Source organism: Pseudomonas sp. GD03842 (assembly GCF_029841165.1).
Classification (GTDB): domain Bacteria; phylum Pseudomonadota; class Gammaproteobacteria; order Pseudomonadales; family Pseudomonadaceae; genus Aquipseudomonas.
In genome coordinates this window covers 34,347-58,173 of the sequence record NZ_JAOCEA010000005.1, presented here as the reverse complement: position 1 = coordinate 58,173, position 23,827 = coordinate 34,347, and the positions used below count along the sequence as shown (strand labels likewise).

The 23,827-nt window shown below is 60.9% G+C and carries 18 protein-coding genes; 14 read left to right on the top strand and 4 right to left on the bottom strand.

Features of this window, described 5'->3' with window-relative positions; all coding sequences use genetic code 11:
* The 7 genes from N5D61_RS08975 to N5D61_RS08945 all read left to right on the top strand — a co-directional run bounded on the left by N5D61_RS08975 (position 1) and on the right by N5D61_RS08945 (position 6,794).
* Positions 1 to 333 carry a phosphoribosyl-ATP diphosphatase gene (locus N5D61_RS08975; RefSeq protein ID WP_108237435.1) on the top strand — a complete coding sequence of 111 codons (333 nt, stop codon included), beginning with the start codon at positions 1 to 3 and terminating at the stop codon, positions 331 to 333.
* A 43-nt stretch (positions 334 to 376) separates the two neighbouring features.
* Complete coding sequence (locus N5D61_RS08970) at positions 377 to 646, top strand: twin-arginine translocase TatA/TatE family subunit (RefSeq protein ID WP_108237436.1); 270 nt, start codon at positions 377 to 379, stop codon at positions 644 to 646.
* Positions 647 to 656: 10 nt separating this feature from the next.
* Positions 657 to 1,127, top strand: a complete 471-nt coding sequence (gene tatB / locus N5D61_RS08965; protein ID WP_279892169.1) for a Sec-independent protein translocase protein TatB — start codon at positions 657 to 659, stop codon at positions 1,125 to 1,127.
* Positions 1,124 to 1,915, top strand: coding sequence for a twin-arginine translocase subunit TatC (tatC, locus tag N5D61_RS08960; protein WP_279892168.1), 792 nt, complete (start codon positions 1,124 to 1,126; stop codon positions 1,913 to 1,915). Before tatB ends, tatC begins: the two co-directional genes overlap by 4 nt.
* Entirely contained in the window at positions 1,912 to 2,619 is a 708-nt protein-coding gene (locus N5D61_RS08955; RefSeq protein WP_279892166.1) for a 16S rRNA (uracil(1498)-N(3))-methyltransferase, read from the top strand. Before tatC ends, N5D61_RS08955 begins: the two co-directional genes overlap by 4 nt.
* Positions 2,620 to 2,765: 146 nt before the next feature.
* Positions 2,766 to 4,682, top strand: a complete 1,917-nt coding sequence (locus tag N5D61_RS08950; RefSeq protein ID WP_279892164.1) for a methyl-accepting chemotaxis protein — start codon at positions 2,766 to 2,768, stop codon at positions 4,680 to 4,682.
* A 168-nt stretch (positions 4,683 to 4,850) separates the two neighbouring features.
* Complete coding sequence (locus N5D61_RS08945; RefSeq protein ID WP_279892162.1) at positions 4,851 to 6,794, top strand: methyl-accepting chemotaxis protein; 1,944 nt, start codon at positions 4,851 to 4,853, stop codon at positions 6,792 to 6,794.
* A gap of 538 nt (positions 6,795 to 7,332) precedes the next feature.
* On the opposite strand, the gene mdoH is transcribed toward N5D61_RS08945, so the two are convergent.
* The 4 genes from mdoH to pip all read right to left on the bottom strand — a co-directional run bounded on the left by mdoH (position 7,333) and on the right by pip (position 13,715).
* Positions 7,333 to 9,921, bottom strand: coding sequence for a glucans biosynthesis glucosyltransferase MdoH (mdoH, locus tag N5D61_RS08940; RefSeq protein WP_279892160.1), 2,589 nt, complete (start codon positions 9,919 to 9,921; stop codon positions 7,333 to 7,335).
* Positions 9,914 to 11,899 (bottom strand): glucan biosynthesis protein G, encoded by a 1,986-nt coding sequence (locus N5D61_RS08935; RefSeq protein WP_108237558.1) that lies wholly within the window; start codon positions 11,897 to 11,899, stop codon positions 9,914 to 9,916. Before N5D61_RS08935 ends, mdoH begins: the two co-directional genes overlap by 8 nt.
* A 265-nt stretch (positions 11,900 to 12,164) precedes the next feature.
* Positions 12,165 to 12,602, bottom strand: coding sequence for a D-aminoacyl-tRNA deacylase (gene dtd / locus N5D61_RS08930; protein ID WP_279892158.1), 438 nt, complete (start codon positions 12,600 to 12,602; stop codon positions 12,165 to 12,167).
* Positions 12,603 to 12,743: 141 nt separating this feature from the next.
* Positions 12,744 to 13,715: a prolyl aminopeptidase gene (gene pip, locus N5D61_RS08925; protein WP_279892156.1), complete on the bottom strand. Its 972-nt coding sequence runs from the start codon at positions 13,713 to 13,715 to the stop codon at positions 12,744 to 12,746.
* A gap of 400 nt (positions 13,716 to 14,115) precedes the next feature.
* On the opposite strand from pip, the gene N5D61_RS08920 reads away from it, so the two are divergent.
* From N5D61_RS08920 to N5D61_RS08890, 7 genes are all read left to right on the top strand, one after another.
* A complete protein-coding gene (locus N5D61_RS08920; protein WP_108237445.1) occupies positions 14,116 to 16,599 on the top strand; it encodes a glycogen/starch/alpha-glucan phosphorylase in 2,484 nt (827 codons plus the stop codon).
* Between the two features lie 204 nt (positions 16,600 to 16,803).
* The gene (locus tag N5D61_RS08915; protein ID WP_279892153.1) at positions 16,804 to 19,656 is read left to right on the top strand and encodes a DUF2339 domain-containing protein; all 2,853 of its coding nucleotides are present in this window, start codon (positions 16,804 to 16,806) and stop codon (positions 19,654 to 19,656) included.
* Positions 19,653 to 21,038: a DUF3999 domain-containing protein gene (locus N5D61_RS08910; RefSeq protein WP_279892152.1), complete on the top strand. Its 1,386-nt coding sequence runs from the start codon at positions 19,653 to 19,655 to the stop codon at positions 21,036 to 21,038. The genes N5D61_RS08915 and N5D61_RS08910 overlap by 4 nt, the downstream gene beginning before the upstream one ends.
* Positions 21,039 to 21,217: 179 nt before the next feature.
* A complete protein-coding gene (locus N5D61_RS08905) occupies positions 21,218 to 22,228 on the top strand; it encodes a class 1 fructose-bisphosphatase (protein ID WP_108237448.1) in 1,011 nt (336 codons plus the stop codon).
* Positions 22,229 to 22,230: 2 nt separating this feature from the next.
* Entirely contained in the window at positions 22,231 to 22,833 is a 603-nt protein-coding gene (locus N5D61_RS08900) for a DUF924 domain-containing protein (protein WP_279892149.1), read from the top strand.
* A 154-nt stretch (positions 22,834 to 22,987) separates the two neighbouring features.
* A complete protein-coding gene (gene bamE / locus N5D61_RS08895; RefSeq protein WP_108237450.1) occupies positions 22,988 to 23,242 on the top strand; it encodes an outer membrane protein assembly factor BamE in 255 nt (84 codons plus the stop codon).
* Entirely contained in the window at positions 23,239 to 23,826 is a 588-nt protein-coding gene (locus N5D61_RS08890; RefSeq protein WP_279892145.1) for a lipocalin family protein, read from the top strand. The genes bamE and N5D61_RS08890 overlap by 4 nt, the downstream gene beginning before the upstream one ends.
* Position 23,827: the final 1 nt, after the last annotated feature.

Sequence of the window (23,827 nt, the reverse complement as noted above, 5' to 3'; positions counted from 1 at the left end):
ATGACCGATACCCTGTCTCGTCTCGCGCAAGTGCTCGAAGAGCGCAAAGGCGCGGCGGCTGACACATCGTACGTTGCGAGCCTTTACCACAAGGGCTTGAACAAGATTCTGGAAAAGGTCGGCGAAGAATCGGTCGAAACCATCATCGCCGCCAAGGATGCCGCCGTCAGCGGTGATTGCAGCGATGTCATCTACGAGACCGCAGACTTGTGGTTCCATAGCATGGTCATGCTCGCGGCACTGGGCCAGCACCCACAGGCCGTACTCGATGAACTGGACCGCCGTTTCGGCTTGTCCGGCCACGCCGAAAAAGCAGCGCGCTCGGCGGAATAAACACCGGGCTTGCGAGCCCCGAATTTCTTGTGAGGAACCTGCCATGGGCATTTTTGACTGGAAACACTGGATCGTCATCCTGATCGTCGTCGTACTCGTCTTCGGCACCAAAAAACTGAAAAACCTGGGGACCGACGTCGGCGAGTCGATCAAAGGCTTCCGCAAAGCCATGAACGACGATGAAAAACCGAGCGAACAGCCACCGGTTCAGCCGCAGCCAACTGCCCAGCCGAACCCGAGCCAGCCGCTGCATCAGCCGCACACCATCGACGGCACTGCACAAAAAGTCGAAGAGCCCATTCGCAAAGACTAGGTCCTGACCCATGTTTGGTATCAGCTTCTCTGAATTGCTGCTGGTAGGCTTGGTTGCCTTGCTGGTCCTTGGTCCCGAACGCTTGCCGGGCGCTGCGCGCACCGCTGGCCTTTGGGTGGGGCGCCTGAAACGCAGCTTCAACGCGATCAAACAGGAAGTGGAGCGCGAAATCGGCGCCGACGAAATTCGCCGTCAGTTGCATAACGAGCACATTCTTTCCCTGGAAGAAGAAGCGCGCAAAATCATGCAACCGCAGCGCCCCTCGACGCCACCTGCGCCTCAGCCGGCGCCCGAAGCCGAACAGGCGCCTGCTGGCTCACTGACGGCCTCCGAGCAGGTCATCATGGTCGAGAAACCTTCGCTGACCCCCGAGCCGGCCGCTGAGCCAGCTTCGGCGCCCACGCCGACTACCACACAGGCCACTGCTGCACCCGGCACGCCTTCTGCCAACGATTCGACACAGCCTCCCCGAGCCCCATGAGCGATATCCCGGAAAACGACCAGCAAATGCCGTTGGTTTCGCACTTGACCGAGCTGCGCTCGCGCCTGCTGCGTTGCGTGCTCGCGATCTTCCTGATCTTCGGCGCGTTGTTCTATTTCACGCAGAAGATCTACACATTCGTTTCTGCACCGCTGCGCAAGTTTCTGCCGGAAGGCGCGACGATGATCGCCACGGACGTTGCGTCGCCGTTCCTCACGCCCTTCAAGCTGACGATGATGGTCGCGCTGTTTCTGGCGATGCCGGTCATCCTGTACCAGATCTGGGGGTTCATCGCGCCAGGTCTGTACAAACATGAGAAGCGCGTCGCCGTTCCGCTTCTGATTTCCAGCATCATCCTGTTCTACGCCGGAATGGCCTTCGCCTATTTCCTGGTCTTTCCGCTGATCTTCCACTTCTTCGCCAGTGTGACCCCGGAAGGGGTGTCGATGATGACGGACATCTCCAGCTACCTGGACTTTGTGATGACGCTGTTCCTGGCTTTCGGCGTGGCGTTCGAGATTCCGGTCGCGGTCGTGCTGTTGGTGTGGATCGGTATCGTCGACGTGAAGTACCTGAAGAAGATCCGCCCGTACGTGATCATCGGCTGCTTCGTGATCGGCATGATCCTGACACCGCCTGACATCTTCTCGCAGACGCTCTTGGCGGTACCGATGTGGCTGCTGTTCGAAATCGGTGTGCTGTGCAGTGCGATGGTCACGCGACGCGGCGATCACGAGGATGACGAACAGGCCGACAAGCGCGATCAGCCGCCAGCGACTCAACCGTGAACCTGCTGTTGCTGGAAGAGGCCGATTTCCTATCGGCTGACCGTGTGGTGCTGCGTGACCGGCGCCTCAGGCACATGCAGGAGGTGCATCGCTGCGAAGCGGGCGACACCCTGCGGGTCGGTAGACTGGGCGGGCTGCTGGGCACTGCCTGCGTTGAGCGTCTAGAAGCGAACGAGGCCGAATTATCCGTCACCTTCGACCATGAGCCCCCCGCCAAACTCCCGCTGACACTGGTGCTCGCCCTGCCGCGTCCGAAGATGCTGCGCCGCGTGTTCCAGACCGTCGCGACCATGGGGGTGCCCAAAGTGATTCTGGTCAACAGTTATCGCGTGGAGAAAAGCTTCTGGCAGACGCCCTTCCTTGAGCCGACAGCCATTCGCGAACAACTGATCCTCGGGCTTGAACAGGCTCGCGACAGCGTGCTTCCGGAGATTGCGATTGAAAAGCGCTTCAAGCCGTTCGTCGAGGATCGACTGCCAGCTATCGTCGACGGCACGCTCGGCCTGGTGGGTCATCCCGGCGACTTTCCGGCCTGCCCGCGCGCCGTCACCGACCCTGTCACACTCGCCATCGGCCCCGAAGGGGGCTGGATACCTTACGAAGTCGACATGCTTCGAGCGTCGGGCCTGAATCCGGTGCAGTTGGGGGACCGTATCCTGCGCGTCGAAACCGCGGTCACCGCACTCCTCGCCCGGTTGTTCTGAATCTGCCCTCGTTTCTCGATTTCGGCCTTGAACCGATCATGCGCCCCCTCCAGCCTCAGCCAATAGGTCGCTGCACCGCGCTTCAGAAGGGTGCACCGGTGCCGATAACCTTGCGTCCATAACAATAACGCGCAAGGAATCAACACATGTACCGCTGGACTGCCCATCGCCTCGGAAACATCAGTGTCGGCCGCAAACTCGCGATCGGTTTCGGCCTGGTGCTATTGCTGACCGTCATCATCATGGCCACAGGCTGGTCGAGTATTTCGTCGCTGATCGAGCGCGGCGACAAGCTGGCGAACATCTCTCGGATCAGCGAGCAAACCATGGCACTGCGCAACGCGCGCATGGCTTATGAAAGCCAGTCAAACGCCGAGACCGCGAAGGTCGTCATGACCGCGCTGGACACGCTCGACCATCGCCTCAAGGCCGCCTATGCGCGCATTACCGGGAGCGACGACCTCAAGTTGCTCGACACCCAAACGCAAGTCGCGGCGGAATACCGACGCGCCTTCGGTGAAATGACTCAAGCGATCCAAGTTCGCGAAACGGCACGGGCAAACCTTGGCACCACTGCGGACGCGGCAGTGAACGAGGTCAACAAGATCGAAGAAGCGCTGATCCAGCATGACAACATCCTGCAGTTCAACAGCGCGGTGGGCGTCAGTAAGTTGATCCAGCAGGCGCGCTTCCAGGTGCGTGGCTACACCTTCAGCGGTAACCCCGACTTCGAGAAGAACGCCACCACTGCCATCGACGAAGCCATCATGGGAGTGAACTCGCTGGCGGGCGACGTTTCTTCGCAATACATTCCCCAACTGCAGCGCGCCAACCTGGCACTCAAGGGTTACGGTGCGGCAGTCGGTCAGTACCGCGACGCGCAGCAGGTCAGCCATCAGGCGTTGGACAGAATGGCCGGCCTGGGGCAGCAGCTGCTCGATAACAGCGAAAAACTGACCGCCCTACAAAACGCCAAACGGGACGCCGACAGTCGACAAGCGCGGTCGATGTTGGGCCTGGCAACGGCGGTCGCCTTGCTGATCGGCGTGCTCGCCGCCTGGACGATCACACGTCAAATCACCGCCCCGCTCAAACAGACCTTGCTCGCGGTAGACCGTGTCGCCGCAGGCGACCTGACCCATGACCTGGTGCTGGACCGCCGCGACGAGTTGGGACAGTTGCAAGGGGGCATCCAGCGCATGACCGTCGCCCTGCGGGGGCTGATCGGTGGTATCAATGAGAGCGTCACGCAGATCGCCAGTGCGGCCGAACAGCTGTCTGCCGTGACCGAACAAACCAGCGCTGGGGTCAACAGTCAGAAGGTCGAGACCGATCAGGTGGCCACCGCAATGCATCAAATGACGGCCACCGTCCATGAAGTGGCACGCAACGCCGAAGAGGCTTCGGAAGCCGCGGTGGCGGCCGATCAGCAAGCGCGAGAGGGGGACAAGGTGGTGAATGAAGCCATCGCTCAAATCGAGCGCCTGGCCAGTGAAGTGGGCCACTCCACTGACGCCATGAGCGAACTCAAGCGTGAGAGCGACAAGATCGGCAGCGTGTTGGATGTGATCAAGTCCGTCGCCCAGCAGACCAACCTGCTCGCCCTTAACGCCGCCATCGAAGCGGCCCGGGCCGGTGAAGCGGGTCGTGGCTTTGCGGTCGTGGCCGACGAAGTGCGAAGCCTGGCGCAACGCACCCAGAAATCCACCGAAGAGATCGAGGAGCTGATCGCCGGCCTGCAAAACGGCACACAGCAGGTGGCAGCGATCATGGACAACAGCCGCGAGCTGACCACCAGCAGTGTCGAGTTGACCCGTCGGGCCGGTGGTGCGCTGGAAAGCATTACCAGAACGGTGTCAGCGATTCAGGCGATGAACCAGCAGATCGCCGCCGCAGCCGAGCAACAGAGCGCGACCGCCGAAGAGATCAACCGCAGTGTCCTGAATGTGCGCGATGTATCGGAGCAAACCTCCGCCGCCAGTGAAGAAACAGCCGCTTCCAGCGTCGAACTGGCCAGACTGGGCACGCACCTGCAAGGGCTGGTCGGCAGGTTCAGGGTGTAGGTTGGTTTGTTTTGGCCAAACCGAGGCAACGGCGGATAGCTCCGGCCGGCAAATCTGTGAGCCGAGTCACTTCAGCCGCAGCCTCGGAAACCTCCTACGACCTCATCAGGTCACGTCTTCGATACGCCTGCCGATGCGCGTTTATCGCTCACTCGCAGGAGACGCACCATGGTGCAGGGAATCAACACGGCGCTGGCCAATGCCAGCGTCAAACTCAAATTGTCGCTGGGTTTCGGCCTGGTGTTGTTGCTCACATTGGTCATTACCCTGACCGGCTGGCACGGCCTGGACACGATGATCGAGCGTTCGGAGTCGCTGACAGCCACGACTCGGCTCAACACCCTGACCGAGGACCTGCGTGCCGAACGCATCATATTTCGCACTGAAAATACGCCGGCCAGTGCGAAAGAAGTGCGCGATGGCATCAATGAGATCGAAAGCCACTTGGGCACGTTGCGCAGCAGCGACGACTCTCCCGACATCATCCAGATGCTTAACAAGCAAAGCGAAACCGTCAGTGCCCTGGAAAAGACGTTCAATGACCTGGAACAGTTGCTCAAGGATCGCGATGTAGCGCGTCAGCGGATGAGGACGCTGTCGGAGACGGTTGTCGCCGCGGTGGATAAGGTCGAAGGCGATGTGCTCAAAGCGGTAAGTGAAGAGCAGGGAAACCAGGAGAAACTCGACGAATTCACCAACATCCTGCAACTGCGCCGCCACATTCAAGACACGCGCTATGCCACCCAGGCGTATCTGTACACCGGGCTGGAGTCATTCGAAACCGCCGCAATCAAAGCCATTGGCGATGCACTCGGCGAAGTCCAGCAAATCATGGCCAGTCCGTCGGACACCAATGCGGCCATTCTGACAAATGCCAAAGAGGCCCTTGAAGATTATCGAGCCCAGTTGAGCCAACTGAAGGTGCTTCAAGCCAAATCGGAAGAAGCTCAAGAGTCCATGGAAGCGATGGGCGACAGCCTTCTTTCTTCCACGGACGACATCACCAAGCGGCAGAGCGAGCGGCGTGACCGCGATGCCGAACGTTCGCGCACGACCCTCAGCAGCGTGGCTGGGCTGGCTATCTTGCTGGGCGTCCTGGCGGCATGGCTGATCACGCGACAAATCATCGTGCCCTTGCGTCAGACCCTCAGCGTTGCGGCACGTATCGCCAGTGGCGACTTGAGCAAGGACCTGGATGTTCAACGTCGAGACGAGATGGGCAGTCTGCAGCAAAGCATGCAGGACATGACCGTTCGGTTGCGCGGGCTGATCACCGGCCTGAGCGATGGCATCACTCAGATTGCCAGCGCAGCCGAGCAACTCTCGGCGGTCACTGGGCAGACCAGCGCGGGCATGAACAGCCAGAAGGTCGAAACCGATCAAGTCGCGACCGCAATGAAGCAGATGACCTCGACCGTGGTGGAGGTCGCTCGCAACGCCGAGGAAGCCAGCGAGGCCGCTCGCCAGGCCGATCAGCAGGCTCGCGAAGGCGACAATGTCGTGGCGGACGCTATAAGCCAGATCGAACGGCTCGCGGTTGAAGTCAACCACTCTTCCCAAGCCATGGGCCAGCTCAAGCTGGAGAGTGACAAAATTGGCGGTGTGCTCGATGTTATCCGTTCCGTCTCGGAACAGACCAATTTGCTCGCCCTGAATGCGGCGATCGAAGCAGCCCGCGCCGGTGAGGCGGGCCGCGGCTTTGCCGTCGTCGCCGACGAAGTGCGCAGCCTGGCATTGCGAACCCAGGAATCGACCGAAGAGATACAGGCGTTGATCGCCGCGCTACAGAACGGCACCCAGCATGCGGTGACCACACTGGACGCCAGCCGCAGCCTGACGGATCGCAGCGTCGAACTGAGCCGACGGGCAGGCGCTGCCCTGGAGCACATCACCCGGACCGTCTCGGCGATCCAGAGCATGAATCAGCAGATCGCCACGGCGGGCGAGGAGCAAAGCGTGGTGGCGGAGCAGATCAATCGCAGCGTACTCGCCGTGCGTGACGTTTCTGAACAAACCGCGGCCGCAAGCGAAGAGACGGCTGCGTCCAGTGTTGAACTGGCGCGGTTGGGGATGCAGTTGCAGGAGATGGTGGGGAAGTTTCGGGTGGGCTGAGGCCCGTACATCATGCCTGTCTATCACCGTAGGAGCGCGCTTGCCCGCCATGGCGTCGGGTCAGTTGACGGCGCAGTGTCTGGCAGTGCGCCGTCGCGGGCAAGCGCGCTCCTACAGGTACGTGGATTCACAAACGAATGCGCCGCTGAAGATATCCCTTCGGCGGCGTTTCGGTTACAGCTGGGGGATCAATCAGGCGCACCGTAGGAGCGCGCTTGCCCGCGATGGCGTCGGGTCAGTGACAAGGTGGTGTCTGGCAGTGCGCCGTCGCGGGCAAGCGCGCTCCTACAGGTGCGTGGACTCACAAACGAATGCGCCGCTGAAGATCTCTCTTCGGCGGCGTTTCGCTTACAGCTGGAAGATCAATCAGGCGCACCGTAGGAGCGCGCTTGCCCGCGATGGCGTCGGGTCAGTTGACGGCGCAGTGTCTGGCAGTGCCCCGTCGCGGGCAAGCGCGCTCCTACAGGGGCGTGGATTCAGAAACAAAAACGCCGCTGAAGATCTCTCTTCGGCGGCGTTTTGTTCATAGCACTGTCACTCAGGCATTGGCCAACGACGGCACGCTCACATGGGTCGCTGGCTGCAACGGCAGCAGCGGCGCATGTGGATCGGCCTTGACCGACGCGCGCCAGGCCTCCAGCCACGCCTCGTTGCATTCGGCCCAAACGGCCTCGTGCAACCGCGCCAACGCGACCGGATCGCTCAGCAGTTGCAGGCGTTCGTGGTTATTCAAATGCTCCGGCCCACCCTTGATCGCATGGCGGACCCGCTCGGTGCGCATCCATTCGATCGGCTCGGCATGGCGGTGACGCGAAGTGGCCAGCGCGCAGGCCAGCGCGTTCTGTTGCGGGTCGACCACCGCACGTATGAAGCCGTCGTGCAGCGCATGCCAACGGTTCTCGTGGGTGTACTGGTCGGTCGACACCAGCTCTTGCGGCGGCGTGTGCTCTTCGGGAATCAGGAAGAAACGGTTGTCCTTGGCTTTCAGGCCCAGGTTCGTGCGACTGGAAATCACCGACACCGGAATCGACAGAATCAACGAGCCCACGATAGGCGCCAGCCACCACAGGAAGCTCGGGTTCAGCCATGCCACCAAGGCGGCCCAGGCGAAGCCCAGCAACGTTTGCGGACCGTGGCGCTTCACGGCTTCGCTCCACGGCGTGGAATCGTCGTCACGCTGTGGAGAATTCCACGTCGCAGCCCAGCCGAGGAACGCCGCCAGCACGAAACGGGTGTGGAAGATCATCCGGACCGGCGCCAGCAACATGGAAAACAGCATCTCCATCAGCATGGACAAGGTGACCTTGATCCTGCCGCCATAGCCTGTCGCACCTTTGGCCCAGATCAAAATAATACTGAGCAGTTTGGGCAGGAACAGCAACACGATCGTGGTAGAGAACAGCGCGACAGCCTTCTCCGGATGCCACTGCGGCCAGAGCGGATACAACTGGCGCGGCTCCAGGAAGTAGGTCGGCTCCATCAGCGTGTTCACCGCCAGCAGGGCCGTGGACAGCACGAGGAACAGGAACCACAGTGGCGCTGACAGGTAGGACATCACGCCGGTCAGGAACACAGCGCGGTGAACCGGATGCATGCCCTTGACCAGGAACAGGCGGAAGTTCATGAGGTTACCGTGGCACCAGCGACGGTCACGCTTGAGCTCGTCCAACAGGTTGGGCGGCAACTCCTCATAACTGCCCGGCAAGTCGTACGCGATCCAGACGCCCCATCCGGCACGACGCATCAACGCGGCTTCCACGAAGTCGTGAGAGAGAATCGCGCCCGCAAACGCACCTTTCCCAGGCAGCGGCGCCAATGCGCAGTGCTCGATGAACGGTTTCATGCGGATGATCGCGTTGTGGCCCCAGTAATGGGATTCACCCAATTGCCAGAAGTGCAGACCGGCCGTGAACAGCGGGCCGTAGACGCGTGTAGCGAACTGCTGCATGCGCGCATACAGGGTGTCCATGCCCGAGGCCTTCGGCGCGGTCTGAATGATGCCGGCGTCCGGAGTGGCCTCCATCAGGCGCACCAGGCTGGTCAGGCACTCACCGCTCATCACCGAGTCGGCGTCCAAAACGACCATGTAGCGGTAATCGCCCCCCCAGCGACGGCAGAAGTCGTCGAGGTTCCCGCTCTTGCGCTTCACGCGGCGGCGACGGCGGCGGTAGAAAATCTTGCCGAATCCGCCTGTCTCACGACACACGTCCAGCCAGGCTTGCTGCTCGGCAACGGCGATGTCGGTCTCATTGGTATCACTGAGCACGAAGAAGTCGAAACGATCCAGATCGCCCGTCGCGGCCACCGACTCAAAGGTGGCACGCAGCCCGGCGAACACCCGAGGAACGTCTTCGTTGCAAATCGGCATGACCAGCGCCGTCCGGGCGCCCGGTTCGATAGGCTCGTTGCCCGCGCTCGCCCCGGAAATGCGGTACTTGTCGCGGCCTGTCAGCAACTCGAGGAAGCCCATCAGCGCGGTCCAGAAACCGGCCGACACCCAGCAGAACAGAATCCCGAACATTAACAGGATGGTGGTCTGCAGGGCGTATGGCATGACTTGAACAGCGGTCTGCCACAGCGTCTGATGGCTGATCTCGTCGAACGACACCAGCGACCAGCCTTGATACGGCAGAATGCCTTTCATGTAGAAGCCAGCGACGATGGTCTGGCCCAACATCAGGATCAGCAGGATATAGCGGCGGATCGAACCCACCGTACGCCAGCGAGACTTCGGCAAGTCCCGGGGCAAGTCATCCTTGCTCGGTTTGGGCGGGTTGGTTTTCCCCGTCATCCGGCGCCACGCGCGATGCAGGACGTTGGTCCGCCACGGCTCAGGCACGACCTTGGTGCGGCGAATCGGTGGCGTGGCTTTAAGGCACACACGACCGCTGGCATCCACCGACAGCATCTCGGCTTCGCGCAGTTCGTCGGCGGTGGTAAGGGTAAGGCGACGACCTACCGAAGCCTGGGCGGCTTCGGCAGGGTCGGCAACGGTCTGTGCCGAAAGGCGTTCATGCAGCTCAGCGAACGAGGTGCAGCTGGCCAATTCGGCCCGCTGCTCGTCGCTCATTGGCAGATGTGCGAGGTACTCGTGAAGAGACTCGGGCACGGCTTGTGAATTACTCATCGGCTGGCAACTGGTAGCTCCAGGTCTCGGTCAGAACCTGTTGATTCATGGCCGGGGCCTGCTGGGTGGGGGCAGCCTCAGTCGCTGGCTGCGCGGTTTCTTTACTGCCTTTGTTCGCCTTGGCGGCATCGCCGAGCGCGGCTTCAGGACGAGAGGCCTCGTCGGATTTGGCATCCGCCACCTTCGCGGCGTCGGCCGGCTTGGCAGCGTCAGCCTTGTCGGCCTTGGCATCTTTCGAATCGGACTTCGCATCGGCCTTGGCGACCTTGGCGTCTTTCGACTCTTTGGCATCACCCGCCTTCAGAGCGTCAGTCTTGACGATCTCGGCCTTCTCGTCCTTCGGCGCTGCGGTCGAAGCAACGACCTTGGCTTCGGCTTTTTTCTCAGGCTTCTTGTCTGCTTTGTCCGCAGTGATGAGCGCAGGTTCCTTGCCGGGCTCGACCGGGGTCTCACGCAGCAGATAAGCACGCATTTCCACGTTTTTGTTCGGATCCTTGACCTTCAGCCGCAGCGTCAAGCGCCAGCCTTTGGTGACAGGGTTGTAGCGCAGGTTGTTTTCCACCAGATCAGTGTTGTCATCGGTGGTGACCTGGCTGCGGATTGCTGGGTCTTCACCCAGCTTGGCCAGGGTCGGGCCGACGAAATCGACCAGGTAGGCCACGCTGCCGTCCGGTTGGCGAATCAGGTTGGACTGTTTCACATCACCGGTCGAACGCAGGGTCTGCTTGACCCAGCCCAGATCCGGCGAATGGATGGAGTCTTCGTCCATGGTCCAGTGCAGGCGGTAGTTGAACTCGACAGGCTGCCCCGGCTCAGGCTGGGTTTCTGGCCGCCAGAAAGCAACGATGTTGTCGTTGGTCTCGTCGGCGGTCGGAATTTCAACCAGATCGACAGTGCCCTTGCCCCAATCGCCCTTCGGCTCGATCCAAGCGCTTGGGCGCTTGTCATAGCGATCGTCGAGGTCTTCGTAGTGGCTGAAGCCACGGCCACGTTGCAGCAGGCCGAAACCGCGCGGGTTCTCGACCGAGAAGCTGCTCACAGCCAGGTGCTTAGGGTTGTTCAGGGGGCGCCAGATCCATTCGCCGTTGGCCGCCTGAATCGACAGGCCGCTGGAGTCGTGCAGCTCGCGACGGTAATTCAGGACTTTGGACGGCTGGTTAGCCCCGAACAAGTACATGCTGGTCAGCGGCGCGACGCCCAATTTGCCGACTTTCTCGCGCAGGTACATGCGCGACTGCACGTCGACCAGGGTGTTGGTGCCCGGACGCAGGGTGAGTTTGTAAGCACCGGTGGCGCGTGGCGAATCGAGCAGCGCGAAGATCACCAGATGGTTTTCATCCGGGTTGGGCTTCTCGATCCAGAACTCGGTGAAGCGCGGAAACTCTTCACCCGACGACATCGCGGTGTCGATCGCCATGCCGCGGGCGGACAGACCATACACCTGATTCTTGCCGACGACGCGGAAGTAGCTCGCGCCGAGCATGGTCATGATTTCGTCCTGTTTGTCGTCCCGGTTGATCGGGTACATGACACGGAAACCTGCCCAGCCAAGATTCTCAGTGGCCTTGGCATCGAATTTCATGCCGCCGAAGTCGAAACGTGCCGGGTCATACTTGATTTCGTTGACGGTGGTGGCAGTGACTTCGTTGATCTTCACCGGCGTGTCGAAGTGCATGCCCTGGTGATAGAAGGAAAGCTTGAAGGGGGTCTTGTCATTGGCCCATTCGGCTTTGTCTTGCAGGAAGCGGATCTTCTGGTAGTCCGCAAACTTCATGTCGCGGAACTCCGCCGGAAGGTTGCTTTTCGGAGCTACGAATTTCTGCCCGGCCAGATCTTTGGCCTTTGCCGCCACGTCGTCCAGGTCGAACGCCCAGAGTTGACTGGCACCGAACAGACAGAACAGAGCCGACCCGGCCAACAAAGCGCCCCGCAGGCGCTTCACAGCGGTCTTTGGTGCATTACATGGACTAACAATCACGAGCAACCCTCGCCGAGAAACAGATGAAGAAACCAACGGCCAGCCATCATATGCCGGGTTGGCGAGCATTGTTCCGACTCCGAATGGGGCCAATGATTCCCCAAAGGATTTCGGACCAGTCTGCGTTTTTACCGATTTGACGGGCAATCGCTCGTCTTTGTAGCGCGCGATTATCTAGTAGCGCGCGCAACAACGCATCAGGGAAAACAAAGTATTTATGGCTTTTTGCGTAATAAATTCGGGCACAGTGAACGCTGCTGGGGTTTTACGTCTCCAGCAAAAATGTCACAGGGCCATCATTCACTAAATGCACTTGCATATCCGCACCAAATTGGCCCGCCGCGACCGTTCTGTGCGAGGTTTTAGCCTTTTCCAGTAAATAGTCAAACAATTCGGCCCCCAGTGCGGGCGGCGCCGCCTTGGAAAAGCTCGGGCGCATGCCGCTGCGGGTATCCGCGGCCAGGGTGAACTGCGAAACCAATAGCAGACCGCCGTCCACATCGCTCAACGAACGGTTCATCTTCCCGTCCCCATCACTGAAAACGCGATAGTTCAGCAGCTTGTGCAGCAACTTGTCGGCACTGGCTCGGGTGTCGTGAGGCTCGACACCCACCAGCACCAGCAGTCCGTGATCAATGGCGCCGACGGTGGCGCCTGCGACATCGACACGAGCATTGCGCACGCGCTGGAGCAAACCTTTCATCGAAGCCTCGTCATCACGCTCATGCGCAGATCAATGCAGGCGTCAGTACACCCGCCATTGCGCCAGTTCGGTCACCCGTGGGGTGCGAACAGCACGCCAACGCGGGCTCGCTTACGTCTACCGTCTCTTTTTGCAACTGGCTTACGCCTCTTCCGGGGGAAGGTCCAGCAAACGTCGCGCCACTTGGGAGGCGGCACGCACCAGGGCGTCGGTGATGCCAGGCTCGGAAGCGGCATGCCCTGCGTCGCGGATCACTTGCAGCTCGCTGTTCGGCCAGGCCTGATGCAGCTCCCAGGCATTGTCCAGCGGGCAGATCACGTCGTACCGGCCATGCACGATGATTCCTGGCAAGTGAGCGATCTTGGGCATGTCGCGAATCAACTGGTTTTCTTCAAGGAAGGCGTTGTGAGTGAAGTAATGGGATTCGATGCGGGCGATGGACAACGCGCGTTGCGGCTCGGAGAAGCGATCGACCACCAACGGGTTCGGACGCAACGTCGCGGTGCGGCCTTCCCAGGTCGACCATGCCTTGGCGGCATGCATTTGCGCAATTTGGTCGCTGCCGACCAGACGCTTGTGAAAGGCCGAGAGCAAGTCACCGCGCTCGTCGGCAGGAATAGGCGCAAGGTAATCCTGCCAGTAATCGGGAAACAGGCGGCTTGCGCCCTCTTGATAGAACCATTTGATTTCCTGAGGTCGGCACAAAAAGATGCCCCTCAGGATCAGCGCATGAACTCGATCGGGGTGCGTCTGTGCGTACGCCAGTGAGAGTGTCGAGCCCCAGGAGCCGCCGAACAGCACCCACTTATCGATGCCCAGATGCTCGCGGATGCGCTCCAGATCTTCCACCAAATGCCAGGTGGTGTTGTTCTCCAGGCTGGCATGGGGCGTTGAACGGCCGCAGCCGCGTTGATCGAAGGTAATGATGCGATACAGATTCGGATCGAAGTAGCGACGACTCTGGGCGTCGCATCCCGCACCCGGCCCACCGTGGATGAACACCACTGGCAAACCTTCCGGCGAGCCGCTTTCATCGACGTACAGCACATGAGGCTCTTCCACTGCCAGATCGTGCCGGGCATAGGGTTTGATCTGCGGGTACAAGGTCTGCATAGGTGCTCCAAAGTCCAATTCAGGGGCTTCTATTTATCTGCCGTCGGGCATCATAAACCCGAAACGCCAAATGATCATATTGGCACTGTGAACGTCCTGTCGGCGTGCGCTGGCCCACGCTATTGCCGATGCAGTGCAGCAGGTCAAGCGAGTGATCGCTCTTCGCGGGCAAGCGCACGCCGACCCATGCGGAAGGCTCATTGGCGCGAAACTGGAACGATCAATGCAGGCGTTCCAGGCAAGGTCGGCGATCCGTCACGTCGGCGAACCAGAGCGCCTCGCCTGAGTCGAACCGAGGGTCGTGCTACCGGAATTTCATCCATTCACAGGAAATAACCGGTGACACGCCCTACAGTCATACAACCCATTTAATCGTCCAACCAACTTGAGGTCGTACCCGATGTCTCCGGAACCCAACGTTCGTGACGCTGAAGTGGCAGCCTTTCGTGAAGCTGTGCTCAACAAACTCGAGTTCGCGGTCGGCAAAGACGCTGCCCATGCATTCGACCATGACTGGTTCATGGCCATCGCACTGGCGACGCGCGACAAGATGGCCGAAAAATGGATGAACCATACGCGGTACATCTATCGGCAGGAAAAGAAACGCGTGTATTACCTGTCGCTGGAATTCCTGATCGGACGCTTGATGTTCGACAGCCTGAGCAACCTGGGCATTCTGGAAACCGCGCGGGAGGCCTTGAAAGGCCTGGACGTCGATCTGGAAAAGATCCGCACGCTGGAACCCGATGCTGCACTGGGTAACGGCGGCCTGGGTCGCCTGGCGGCCTGCTTCATGGAAAGCATGTCGACCCTGGGCATCGCCGGCCACGGCTACGGCATTCGCTATGAACACGGCTTGTTCCGCCAGGCCATCGTCGACGGCTGGCAGCAGGAGCAAACCGAGAACTGGCTGGATTTCGGCAACCCATGGGAATTCGAACGCCCGGAAGTGATTTACCAGATCGGCTTCGGCGGCAGCGTGCAGCCGATGCTGGATGTCACCGGTTCGCCGATGCGTGATGCATCGGGCGAGACCCGCCAAGTCTGGCACGCTGGCGAAACCGTACGCGCTATCGCCTACGACACCCCGGTGGTGGGCTGGCGAGGCAAAGCGGTGAACACGCTGCGCCTGTGGCGGGCCCGCGCCGTGGAAGATCTGCATCTGGAACGGTTCAACGCGGGCGACCACGTCGGCGCGGTCGCGGAAGTCGTACGCGCCGAAAGCATCTCCCGCGTGCTGTACCCGAACGACAGCACCGAAGCAGGGCAGGAGCTGCGCCTGCGCCAGGAATATTTCTTTGTGTCTGCGTCGCTGCAGGACTTGCTGCGCCGCCACAAGAACATGGGCTACAGCATCAACAGCCTGCCCGAGCACGCGGCGATCCAGATGAATGACACGCACCCCTCGATTGCCGTGGCCGAGTTGATGCGTATCCTCATCGACCTCTACGAAGTGCAGTGGGACGAAGCCTGGCGGATCACCGTGGGCACCCTGGCCTACACCAACCACACGCTGTTGCCGGAAGCGTTGGAAACCTGGTCGGTCGGCTTGATGGAGCGGATGCTGCCTCGTCACATGCAGATCATTTACATGATCAACGCGCAGCACATCGATCAGGTGCGCATCGATCACAAGGACGACCCGGACCTGTTCGGCCTGTTGCGCTCCGTGTCGCTGATCGAAGAAGACAATGGACGTCGCGTGCGCATGGGCAACCTGGCGTTTCTGGGCTCGCACAGCGTCAATGGGGTGTCGGCCCTGCACACCCAATTGATGCGCAAGACGGTTTTTGCGCAACTGCACAAGCTCTACCCGGAGCGCATCAACAATAAAACCAACGGCATCACCTTCCGTCGCTGGCTGTTCCAGTCCAACCCCCAGTTGACCGCGATGCTGGTCAAGGAACTGGGCGAACAGGTGCTCGACAATCACGAAACCGCCTTGCTGAAGCTTGAGCCGCTGGCTGACAACGCGGCCTTCCAGCAAGAATTCGCGGCGCAGCGACTGCACAGCAAAAAAGCCTTGGCCGCCATCGTGCAGGAGCGCATGGGCATCACCTTGAATCCCGAGGCGCTGTTCGACGTGCAGGTGAAGCGGATCCATGAATACAAGCGCCAACTGCTGAACCTTTTCCATACAGTGGCGCTGTACCAGGCCATGCGCGCCGACCCAAGCACCGACTGGGTGCCCCGCGTGAAGATCTTCGCGGGCAAGGCGGCTGCCAGCTATCACTCGGCCAAGCTGATCATCAAACTGGCCAACGACATCGCCCGCACGGTCAACAACGATCCGACATTGCGCGGTCGCCTGAAAGTCGTGTTCCTGCCCAACTACAACGTGAGCCTGGCGGAGAACATCATCCCTGCCGCCGACTTGTCGGAGCAGATTTCCACCGCAGGCCTCGAAGCGTCAGGCACCAGTAACATGAAGTTCGGCCTCAACGGCGCGTTGACCATCGGCACCCTGGACGGTGCCAACGTCGAGATGAGCGAGCAGGTGGGCCTGGAGCACATGTTCATTTTCGGCATGACGTCCCAGGAGGTCGAAGCCCGCAAGCATGCCGGTGAGTTCAATGCCCACGGCGACATCGCTTCGTCAGCGCGGTTGAACGACGTTCTGCAGGCGATTCGGGGGGGCGTGTTCTCTCCGGACGATCCGTATCGCTATGCCGGGTTGATCGAGCAACTGATCAACTACGATCGCTTCTTCGTCTGTGCGGATTTCGAATCCTATTGGACCGCCCAGGCCCGCGTCGAACAGCGCTGGCACGACAGCAAAGAGTGGTGGCGCTCTGCCGTTCTGAATACGGCGCGCATGGGCTGGTTCTCCTCGGACCGCACCATCCGCGAGTACGCGGACGAGATCTGGCAAGCCCTGGATTGACCGCCTGAGGTGATCATTCCCACAGGGTGCAAGTTGCCCTGTGGGCCAGCGCGCGCGGCGTGTTCGACACGCCGCGTTCTCCGGTCGCATGACCTCAGGTCGTGCGAGATGTGGTTCTCGCCGCTGACACAAATTTTTTTCTCCGCTTGAACGCCCGATATACTCCTGCCATCGCCGCGCTGCGGCCAAAAGGAATGTCGTCGCGTGCAATGGATTCTTTTACTGGTGGGCCTGTTCTTCGGCGCGGTGCTGGATGAATCGCTGCTGGGCGGCGCTGTCGGCGCCGTCATTGGCCTCACCTTGGGACTGAGCATTCGCTTGTCCTCACTGTCTCGTCAGGCCGCCGAACACCAGGCACAACTGGCGCAAACCCATCTCGATCTGCAAGCGCTGGAACTGCGCCTGAGCCAATTGGACTCTGCTGCGGCACAGTTGCCCGATGCACCCGCCCCAGCGCCACTGCTCGTGGAACCGGTTGCGGACAACGGCCCAGAATTGCTCTGGGACTTGCCGGATCTCGAACCGGAACCCGCCGAAACCACCACCGATTCGGAATGGCGTCGCACGCGCGAGGCCCCTTCCGCTTCCGAACGCGCTCACGCACCGGCCGCGCCGAACCTGGTCGACAACCTGCTGCAGCGCGCAAAGGATTGGTTGCTGGGTGGCAATACGGTGCTGCGCGTTGGCGTGGTGCTGCTGTTTCTCGGCCTGGCGTTTTTGTTGCGCTATGCCACTGAAGGCATGGTGGTGCCCATCGAAGCGCGCTACGCCGCCGTCGCTGTCAGTGCGCTGGCGCTTCTGGGGCTGGGCTGGTGGCTGCGGTCGCGGAATGAACCCTTCGCCCTGATGATGCAAGGCACGGGGGTGGCAGTGCTTTATCTGACGGCCTTCGCCGCGATGAAAGTCCACACCTTGCTTGCCCCTGGCATGGCCTTCAGCCTGTTGGTTGCAGTGACGCTGTTTTCCGCCATTCTGGCGCTGACCCAAAACTCCCTGGCCTTGGCGCGCGTGGCTGCACTGGGCGGTTTCGCCGCGCCCCTGTTGACCTCGAGCGGCGACGGCAGCCACGTGGCATTGTTCAGTTACTTTGCCTTGCTCAACACTGGCATCTTCGCCATCGCCTGGTTCAAGGCCTGGCGTGCGCTGAACCTGATCGGCTTCGTCGGCACATTCGGCATCGGCTTCGCATGGGGGCTGAAGGCCTATACCCCAGCGCTTTTCTGGAGCACCGAACCGTTCCTGATCCTGTTCTTCCTGATGTACCTGGCCATCGGCCTGCTATTCGCACGGCGCAAATTACAAGAACACACCACCGGGCCAGAAAACGACAGTCGTGAAGCGCTGTTGCGCTGGTCGGCGTCCCAGAGTCATTACGTCGACGGCAGCCTACTGTTCGGTACGCCCATCGCCGGGTTCGGCCTGCAATACGCCATTGTTCAGCACATGGAGTTCGGTGCGGCCTTCAGCGCCCTGCTGCTCGGGCTGCTGTACATGGGGATCGCAAGGCTGCTGGCCGGACGCGCCCCGGGGCGAGTCCTGTTGTTGGTGGAGGTCTGCCTGTCACTGGGCGTCGTCTTCGCCACACTGGCCATCCATCTCGGGCTCAGTGCCCAGTGGACCACAGTGGCCTGGGCGGTGGAAGGCGCCGCGGTCTTTTGGCTGGGGATGCGACAAAACCGCTTGCTGGCCCGCGTATTCGGCCTGTTGCTGCAACTGGGTGCAGGCTTGTCGTATCTCGACATCGTCGATCGCAGAACCTTACCAGGGGACGGACCTGACTTCGATCATGGGGACTTCTGGACGCCGCTAATCATTTCGCTGGCGGCCCTGGTCAGTGCCTTCACCGTCGAACGGATCGGCACATTGCGCCTGGCGCGGAGTCGGCAGGCTTTGCAACCGTGTTTGCTGGCCGGGGGAGCGTTGGGCTGGTCGGCGGCGCTGTGCGTCAGCACCTACTACGTCCCTGGCAACAGGGTAATACCCACCCTGCTGTTACTAGGGGCTATCAGCGTCGGTCTGTGGACAGTGACCGCGAGGCGCCTGAACTGGGCCGGACTGGCGCAACTGTGCACGCTGTTGACCCCGGCCAGCTTCGTACTGCTGGGGCTGAAGCTGTTCTCCCCTTATTACCATCCGGCCGCGGAGGGTGGCTGGCTAGTCTGGATAGCGGTTTTCGCAGCGCACCTGATTTCGCTGAAGCGCCTGGACCACCTGCTGGTGCCTCGCCTGCGTACTGCGGCCCACGTGCTGGGGTGCTGGCTGATCATCACGGTGCTATCGCTGGAGCTGCGTCATGCCCTGCTCATGCTTTCCGAATCCTACAATGCATGGCGCTGGCTCGGCTGGGCGCTGATACCGAGCCTCTACCTGCTGGCCATGACCTCGGCTCGCCATTGGCCATGGCCGGTCGGCAGCTACCCCCGTGAATATCGGGTCTGGGCCGCTGCGCCCTTGGCGGCCGCGATGCTGGCATGGTTTTGGTTGGCGAACGGTTTCAGTGACGGCGCTGCCGACCCCTTGCCTTACCTGCCGCTGATCAATCCGCTGGAATTGGGCCTGGCGATCACACTGGTAGCCGTCTGTGGCTGGACGCGCCTGCAATTGCCGCAATCGGGAGTCGATTCTCATACGGCTGTGCGAACCTCCTGGATCATCGCCGGTGCTTCTTCCTTCGCGTTGATCACGGCAATGGTGATGCGCAGCGCCCATCATTGGGCGGGGGTGGCCTGGAACAGCGAAGCGCTGTTCGATTCGATGCGGGTCCAGGCCGGTCTGTCCATCGTCTGGACCCTGACCGCGCTGGCCTTGATGGTGGGCGGGCACCTTCGTTCGCGCAGACAGGTGTGGATCGTCGGTGCTGCGTTGATCGCGGTCGTGGTGGCGAAACTGTTTTTCGTCGAATTGAGCAACCGTGGAGGGCTGGAGCGAATCGTCTCATTTATCGGCGTTGGCATTCTGCTGCTCGTGGTGGGATATTTCGCACCACTACCACCGAAAAGCCCTACTCAAAGCCCGTCTCCTTCCGACGAGACGGCTTCCGATTCGGCCATGCCATGAACGCCAGGAGTCCGTTGTTGAGTCACCAGTCTCTCGCCAGGGCCGCTGTCATCGGCGCACTGTTATTGGCCCCTCTGCTCAGCCTCGCGGAGGATTTGCCGGATGATTTCGCCCACCATACGCCCTTGACGATCAGCGGCGAAGGCCCATGGTATCGGCTCGAACTGCCGCTGGCCGCACAACTCAATGCGCGCCAGAGCAACCTCAATGATGTTCGCGTATTCAACGCCGACGGTCAGGCCCAGCCCTATGCACTGACATTGGGCCAGCCGCAGCGTCAGGAGGAGGAAACGCCGGTCGACGTCAAATGGTTCCCCCTTTACAACAGCGACGATGCCAAGGACGCCGAACCGAGGATACGCGTGGAACGCAGCACCACCGGCACGCTGGTCGAGGTCCAGCCTCAGGAGGACATGGAGGCCGGGGAGGAAATCCTGCGCGGCTGGCTGTTGGATACCAGCGCAATCAAGGGTCCGCTGGATCAACTGATCCTGGATTGGAGCAGCGAGCGCGAAGGCTTCCAACGCTTTGACATCGAAGCCAGCGACGACCTTCAACATTGGCTACGCTGGGGCGAAGGCCAGGTGGCGCGCCTGTCATTCGCTGACGAGTTGGTCGAGCAACGGGTCGTGACCTTGCCGGGCCGCAGCGCTCGCTACCTGCGCCTGCTCTGGACCAACCCGCAATCGGCCCCGACGCTGACCTCCGCGCAATTGGTCAGCGTGCGCCCTGGCGTGCTGCCCCTGAGCTGGTCGCCGAAGATTGCGGGCAGGGTGGAAAAGCCCGGCGTCTACGTCTGGCAGTTGCCGGTGGCGCTCCCGCTGGAGCGCATGAAGATCGACATCGCTCAGCCCAACAGCCTCGCCCCCGTCACCCTCTACGCGCGCCACGACAGCAATGGGCCCTGGCGGGTGGTCGACAGCGGCCTGCTGTATCGGTTGACGCAGAATGGTCAGGACGTCGTGCAGGATGAAATGGAATTGCCGGGCGACGTCATGCAGCAATTGAAGCTTGAGGTCGATGATCGCGGCGGCGGGCTGGGCAAAGAGGCGCCCGGGCTGCGTTTTGCCGTGCGCGCCACCCAACTGGTATTTCTAGGTCGCGGCGCGGCGCCGTATAGCCTGGCCATCGGCAATGCCACGATCAAAAGCGCCAGCTTGCCGTTGAGTACCCTGGTGCCCGGCATCACCCCTGAAAAATTGGCGTCACTGGGCAGCGCCAGGTTGGACGCCTCCACGATGAACGCTCCAGTGGCTGCCGCACCGCCGGCAGCCGGCCCGGACTGGAAGCGCATAGGGCTGTGGGCGGTACTGGTGCTGGGCGTGATATTGCTCGGCGCAATGGCGCTGGGCACATTGCGAGCGTCAAACGCCAAGCGGTGAGGCTGAAACGATCCTGCGTGAGAAAATGCCGGATCGCCACACCCCGCTGTCACGGATGCATGGCAAGATTCCTGTAGCCCGTGAACCGAAACACTACGAAACCGGTCTGACAGGCAGTATTCAATCGCCACACACGTTAAACTGTGTGCGTTTTTATCCCCCCTTCTTCGGAGCTCTCCATGTCCCGCACTACCCTGAGTCGCTATCTGATTGAGCAGACCCGCAGCAACAATACCCCTGCCGATCTGCGCTTCCTTATCGAGGTGGTGGCGCGTGCGTGCAAGGAAATCAGCCACGCGGTTTCCAAAGGCGCCCTGGGCGGCGTCCTCGGCAGCATGGGCACTGAAAACGTACAGGGCGAAGTGCAAAAGAAGCTGGACGTGATGTCCAACGAAATCCTGCTGGAAGCCAATGAATGGGGCGGTCACCTCGCGGGCATGGCGTCCGAGGAGATGGACAACGCCTACCAGATTCCCGGCAAATATCCGAAAGGCGCCTACCTGTTGGTATTCGACCCACTGGACGGCTCGTCGAACATCGACATCAACGCCCCAGTGGGCACCATCTTCTCGGTACTGCGTTGCCCTAACGAATACCTGAGCCAGAACGAAGCGCTCAATGAAAAGGCCTTCCTGCAACCGGGCAGCAAGCAAGTGGCCGCCGGCTACGCGATCTATGGCCCGCAAACCATGCTGGTTCTGACCCTCGGCGATGGCGTGAAAGGCTTCACGCTGGACCGTGAGATGGGCAGCTTCGTGCTGAGCCACGAAAACATCCAGATTCCGGAGTCCACTCAGGAGTTCGCGATCAACATGTCCAATGCGCGTCACTGGGAACCGCCGGTCCAGCGCTACGTCGACGAATTGCTGGCGGGCAAAGAAGGCCCGCTGAAGAAGAACTACAACATGCGCTGGGTAGCGGCGATGGTTGCCGATGTACACCGCATCCTGACCCGCGGCGGCCTGTTCATGTACCCGCGCGATGCGCGTGAGCCTTCCAAACCGGGCAAATTACGCTTGATGTACGAAGCGAATCCGATGTCCTTCCTCGTCGAACAGGCCGGTGGCGCGTCCACCAACGGCCATGAACGCATTCTCGACATTCAGCCTGAAGGCCTGCACCAGCGCGTTGCCGTGTTCCTCGGTTCGAAGGAAGAAGTGGAACGCGCCACCGCGTACCACAAGGCCTGACGGTGCGGGAGCCCTGGCTGCCGCTCCTTGAATGGTGGTTCGGTGATGCCGAATCACCCACCGAGGCCGCCAGGCAACAAAACGCCCTTTGGTTCGGCAAGAAAAAGTCCCAGGACGCCGACGCGTCGAATCGCTTCGGCGGGCTGGTCGAGCTTGCGCTCGCGGGCGGGCTGTCCGAATGGACCGCCACGCCCCAAGGCTGGCTGGGGTTGGTGCTGTTGCTCGACCAACTGCCTCGCATGATTTTCCGCGGCACCGCCAAATCCTATGCCGGCGATGAACGTGCGCAGGACTTGGTCAGGCACGGCCTGAGGCTCGATCGAGACCGCTTACTCACACCGCTGCAACGCACCTTCATCTATCTGGTACTCGAGCACACCGAGACGCTGGACGCACAAGACGAAGCCATCCGCCGCTTCTCTGCCCTCCTCCCCTTGCAGCCTGCCACCGACCGGGACTACTTCAACCGCACGCTGGATTACGCGAAGAAACACCGCGCGGTGATCGAGCGATTCGGGCGCTTTCCCCATCGTAATGACCTGTTGGGCCGAACCTCCACGGCGCAGGAAGTGGAGTTTTTGAAAGCGCCCGGATCGCGGTTTTAAGCAGCACCAAATCAAGCGCAGAAGCTTCGGCTCGAACAGCAGCCATAGCCGCGCCAGCGAGGGCATCAGGGAACCCGACCTGCCCATTCTCTTCTAAGCTTTCGGCATGACGTCAGTACTGGCGCTGCCCCCTTCAGGTTCAGGAGCTTCATCCATGTCGTTGCGCTCTATCGCGTTGTTGTCACTCTGCGTGCTACTGGCCGCATGCAGCAAAATCAATCAGGAAAACTATTCGAAGATCTCCGCCGGGATGTCCAAGGCGCAAATCGAACAGTTGCTGGGCAGCCCCACTGAGTGCTCTGGGGCACTGGGGATGTCGAGTTGCACATGGGGGGATCAGAAAACGTTCATCAGCGTCCAGTACGCGGCCGATAAAGTCGTGATGTATTCCGGCCAGGGGTTGAAATGAACCTTCGTCCAGTCATGCGTAGGGCGGCGATAGCACTCGCAGCCCTGTGGTTGAGCGCCTGTTCAGTCACCCCGAACGGCGATTCCATGGCGCCCCGAACGGTCGATCATGTTGACTTGAAGCGCTATCAGGGCACTTGGTACGAACTGGCGCGCATGCCCATGTTCTTCCAGCGCAACTGTGCGCAGTCCGAAGCGCACTACAGGCTCAAAGGGGACGGCAATGTCGCGGTGACCAACCGTTGCCGAACCTTCTCCGGCGAGTGGGAGGAAGCGAATGGGACGGCGTCCCCGCAGGTGGAGGGCAAGACCGACAAGCTATGGGTCGTGTTCGACAACTGGTTCTCGCGACTGCTGCCCGGCGTTGCCAAAGGCAATTACTGGGTGCTGTACGTGAGTGATGATTACAAACTGGCGATCGTCGGCAATCCGAGCCGTAAATACCTTTGGCTGCTGTCGCGCACCGCCCATGTCTCCGAATCGGTGCGCAACGACCTGCTGATGAAGGCCCAACAACAAGGTTACGACACCACCAAACTGATCTGGCGGGCCGAGGATGCCAAGGTCGCGAAAGCCGCCGACTGAC